The organism is Citrobacter sp. CK189, assembly GCF_030333505.1.
Classification (GTDB): domain Bacteria; phylum Pseudomonadota; class Gammaproteobacteria; order Enterobacterales; family Enterobacteriaceae; genus Citrobacter_B; species Citrobacter_B koseri.
Map to the genome: position 1 here is coordinate 1 of NZ_JAOWFV010000009.1, position 3,977 is coordinate 3,977.

Here is a 3,977-nt window from a genome sequence, read left to right on the forward strand (position 1 = left end):
AGGCATTAATTAAAGTGAAGAGGCCATCCTGAGGGATGGCCTTTTTGCGTTCATGCGCCCGGGTGCAGCCGGATGTCGGCTGCGCCTTATCCCACCTACATAACCACAAGCCATACTGTTGCATATGCGGTAAACTAGACGCGATTTTGCATCAGGAAAGCGTCTATGAATCACTCCCTCAAACCCTGGAATACCTTCGGTATCGATCAACGCGCTAACGAGATTGTCTGTGCCGAAAATGAACAACAACTATTGGATGCCTGGCAATCGGCTAAAGCATCAAATCATCCGGTACTGATACTGGGCGAAGGGAGTAACGTTCTGTTTCTTGATACCTTTCATGGAACGGTGATTATCAACCGTATCAAAGGTATTGAGGTGACAGAGCAACCCGAGGCATGGCACTTGCACGTAGGGGCGGGGGAAAACTGGCATAACCTGGTACGATACACACTCCAGCAAGGTATGCCGGGGCTGGAAAATCTGGCGCTTATTCCGGGGTGCGTCGGTTCTTCTCCTATCCAGAACATTGGCGCCTATGGTGTAGAACTACAGCGGGTCTGTGACTATGTGGATTGTGTCGAGCTGGCAACCGGAAAGTCTCTACGGGTGAGTGCCACAGAGTGCCGCTTTGGTTATCGTGATAGTATCTTCAAGCATGAATATCAGGATCGTTACGCCATTGTGGCTGTCGGCCTGCGTTTACCAAAACAGTGGCAGCCCGTACTGACTTATGGCGACCTGGTTCGCCTTGAACCTGAAACGGTCACGCCGCAGCAGGTGTTTGATGCCGTATGCCATATGCGCACCACGAAACTGCCCGATCCAAAAGTAAATGGTAATGCAGGTAGCTTCTTTAAAAATCCTGTTGTTGCAGCAGAGATTGCGCACACATTACTGGCGCAATTTCCCGGTGCGCCACATTACCCGCAGGCCGATGGTTCAGTGAAGCTGGCTGCCGGCTGGTTGATCGATCAGTGCCAGCTAAAAGGCGTCAGTATCGGGGGCGCTGCGGTACATCGTCAGCAGGCCCTGGTGCTGATTAACGCACATAATGCGACAAGCGAGGATGTGGTGAAACTCGCGCATCATGTGCGTCAGAACGTGGGTGAGAAATTTAATGTCTGGCTGGAACCGGAGGTTCGGTTTATCGGGCAGACTGGTGAAGTGAATGCTGTGGAGATCATTGCATGAAGGATAATACCGTTCCCCTGACGCTGATCTCTTTGCTGGCCGATGGTGAGTTTCATTCGGGTGAACATCTGGGTGAAACACTGGGAATGAGCCGCGCAGCCATCAACAAGCATGTCCAGACGCTGCGTGACTGGGGAGTTGATGTGTTTACCGTACCTGGCAAAGGATATAGCCTGCCAGAACCTATCCAATTATTAGATGCTTCTGTCATCCATGCACAACTGGACAGCGGGAATGTCACGGTACTTCCGGTTATCGATTCGACGAACCAGTATCTGCTGGATCGTATCGGCCAGTTGACGTCGGGTGATGCCTGTGTAGCGGAATACCAGCAGGCTGGGCGTGGTCGTCGTGGGCGGAAATGGTTCTCTCCATTTGGTGCGAACCTGTATCTTTCTATGTACTGGCGTCTGGAGCAGGGGCCGGCAGCCGCGATCGGGCTGAGTCTGGTGATCGGCATTGTGATGGCTGAGGTTCTGCGCGATCTGGGTGCAGAGAAGGTTCGGGTTAAGTGGCCTAATGATCTCTATTTACTCGATCGCAAGCTGGCAGGCATTCTGGTTGAGCTTACGGGTAAAACGGGCGACGCTGCACAAATCGTTATCGGCGCAGGTATCAATATGGCCATGCGCCGTGTGGAAGAAGGCGTCGTGAATCAGGGGTGGATCAATCTCCAGGAAGCGGGCATTACGCTTGATCGCAACATGCTGGCGGCGACGCTAATCAAAGAGTTGCGTGCGGCGCTGGAACTCTTTGAGCAGGAAGGTCTGGCACCTTACCTGTCTCGCTGGGAAAAACTGGATAATTTTATTAACCGACCGGTTAAACTGATTATTGGTGATAAAGAAATATTTGGTATTTCCCGTGGGATAGATGCGCAAGGCGCGTTGTTGCTTGAACAGGATGGCGTAATTAAGCCGTGGATGGGCGGAGAAATATCTTTACGCAGCGCAGAATAATAAAAAGGGAGCTAAGGCTCCCTTTTTACATTATTTTCTCAACCTGACTTGTTCGACCGCATGATTGGCGCTTTTGGTCATAATCAGACTGGCCCGCTCACGAGTGGGCAAAATATTTTGCTTTAAGTTCAACCAGTTGATTTCTTTCCATAATGATGCGGCGGTATTGATCGCTTCATCTTTCGATAATTTTGCGTAATTATGGAAATAAGAATCTGGGTCGGTGAACGCCCCTTCACGGAATTTCAGGAAGCGGTTGATGTACCACGTCTGGAGTAAATCTTCAGGCGCATCAACATAAATAGAAAAATCAACGAAGTCAGAAACAAATACATGATGTGGATCGTGAGGATAATCCATTCCACTCTGTAGTACATTTAAGCCTTCAAGAATTAATATATCGGGCTGTGCGACGGTTTTATCTCCGTCTGGAATCACATCATAAATCAGGTGTGAATAGACTGGTGCGGTAACATTTGGCACCCCTGATTTGAGATCGGATACGAATTTCACCAGACGGTGCATATCGTAAGACTCAGGGAAGCCTTTCTTCTTCATCAGCCCGCGATCTTTCAGCACCTGGTTAGGGTGTAGAAAACCGTCAGTGGTGATCAATTCGACGCGACGATGTTCCGGCCAGCGGCTCAGCAGCGCTTGCAGTACGCGCGCGGTGGTGCTTTTGCCCACGGCAACGCTACCGGCGATGCTGATGATATAAGGAATACGCTGGCCGTTAGTGCCTAAAAATTGCTCCAGAACAGCCTGACGGCGCAGGTTTGAACTGATATAGAAATTTAGCAAACGCGACAGGGGCAAATAAATCTCGGCAACTTCTTCCAGTGATAAATCTTCATTAATGCCTTTGAGTCGTGCGATTTCGCCCTCGGTCAGGGTCATCGGCACGGAATCACGAAGCGCAGCCCACTGGTTGCGATCAAATTGTAGGTAAGGCGTCATTAACGTTTGCTCTTTACTCATAAGCATGTTTCTGGCTGTCATTGCTACATCAGGTCAGCGATAAAAAAGCGAATCATCCCCGGCATGCAATGGCACGACACATTTCAGTTAATTTGGACAATGGGCAGGAGGGTAACACCAGATGGGAGGGAATAATAAGAAAAAATCTCTCCTGATAAGTTATCCCTGAAACGCAATGTGACGGATATACCATATGTAAAAGAAGAATTTTTCTCTTTCAAACACAGATATGATGATGCTCTCCGTTAAGCCGTTAGCATCCTGGTGTCGAAAAATCGCACTGACCTGACTAAAAATAGGCCATTTAGCAGTCTTGTCGTGCAAAATGTGAGCGATAGAACATTTTATGCAATTTTTTAGTTGCATGAGGTCGCAGGTCTCCATAGAATGCGCGCTACTTGATGCCGACTTAGCTCAGTAGGTAGAGCAACTGACTTGTAATCAGTAGGTCACCAGTTCGATTCCGGTAGTCGGCACCATCAAGTCCGGTGGGGTTCCCGAGCGGCCAAAGGGAGCAGACTGTAAATCTGCCGTCACAGACTTCGAAGGTTCGAATCCTTCCCCCACCACCACTTTCTGGCAGCGTGTTTGCTGTCTGAACTGGTTGAAAAAATTAACCGGTTCGAATAAGAAAAGAGATATGTCTCTTTTTTTGTTACAGAAAGAACTGGGTAGCCGAGTTCCAGGATGCGGGCATCGTATAATGGCTATTACCTCAGCCTTCCAAGCTGATGATGCGGGTTCGATTCCCGCTGCCCGCTCCAGACGTGCTGATATGGCTCAGTTGGTAGAGCGCACCCTTGGTAAGGGTGAGGTCCCCAGTTCGACTCTGGGTATCAGCACCAC

General features: G+C 49.5%; 3 protein-coding genes and 4 tRNA genes. 6 read left to right on the plus strand and 1 reads right to left on the minus strand.

Annotated features, from left to right (window positions below; genetic code table 11):
* Positions 1-165: 165 nt before the first annotated feature.
* On the plus strand, positions 166-1,194 hold the full coding sequence (gene murB / locus OGV83_RS00050; RefSeq protein WP_060815940.1) for a UDP-N-acetylmuramate dehydrogenase: 1,029 nt from the start codon (positions 166-168) through the stop codon (positions 1,192-1,194).
* A complete protein-coding gene (gene birA, locus OGV83_RS00055; protein ID WP_049011715.1) occupies positions 1,191-2,153 on the plus strand; it encodes a bifunctional biotin--[acetyl-CoA-carboxylase] ligase/biotin operon repressor BirA in 963 nt (320 codons plus the stop codon). The genes murB and birA overlap by 4 nt, the downstream gene beginning before the upstream one ends.
* Positions 2,154-2,183: 30 nt before the next feature.
* On the opposite strand, the gene coaA is transcribed toward birA, so the two are convergent.
* Positions 2,184-3,137 (minus strand): type I pantothenate kinase, encoded by a 954-nt coding sequence (coaA, locus tag OGV83_RS00060; protein WP_024130653.1) that lies wholly within the window; start codon positions 3,135-3,137, stop codon positions 2,184-2,186.
* Between the two features lie 397 nt (positions 3,138-3,534).
* Between coaA and OGV83_RS00070 the strand changes: the two genes are divergently transcribed.
* The 4 genes from OGV83_RS00070 (at position 3,535) to OGV83_RS00085 (ending at position 3,976) form a co-directional block, all read left to right on the plus strand.
* Positions 3,535-3,610, plus strand: a tRNA-Thr gene (locus OGV83_RS00070).
* Positions 3,611-3,618: 8 nt separating this feature from the next.
* Positions 3,619-3,703, plus strand: a tRNA-Tyr gene (locus OGV83_RS00075).
* 117 nt (positions 3,704-3,820) lie between these two features.
* Positions 3,821-3,895, plus strand: a tRNA-Gly gene (locus OGV83_RS00080).
* Between the two features lie 5 nt (positions 3,896-3,900).
* A tRNA-Thr gene (locus OGV83_RS00085) sits at positions 3,901-3,976 on the plus strand.
* The last annotated feature ends 1 nt before the right edge of the window (position 3,977 follow it).

What these genes read in the sequence shown, in the direction of transcription:
- murB (WP_060815940.1), top strand. Translation starts at nt 166, where the DNA reads ATGAATCACTCCCTCAAACCCTGGAATACCTTCGGTATCGATCAACGC.
- birA (WP_049011715.1), top strand. Translation starts at nt 1,191, where the DNA reads ATGAAGGATAATACCGTTCCCCTGACGCTGATCTCTTTGCTGGCCGAT.
- coaA (WP_024130653.1), bottom strand. Translation starts at nt 3,137, where the DNA reads ATGCTTATGAGTAAAGAGCAAACGTTAATGACGCCTTACCTACAATTT.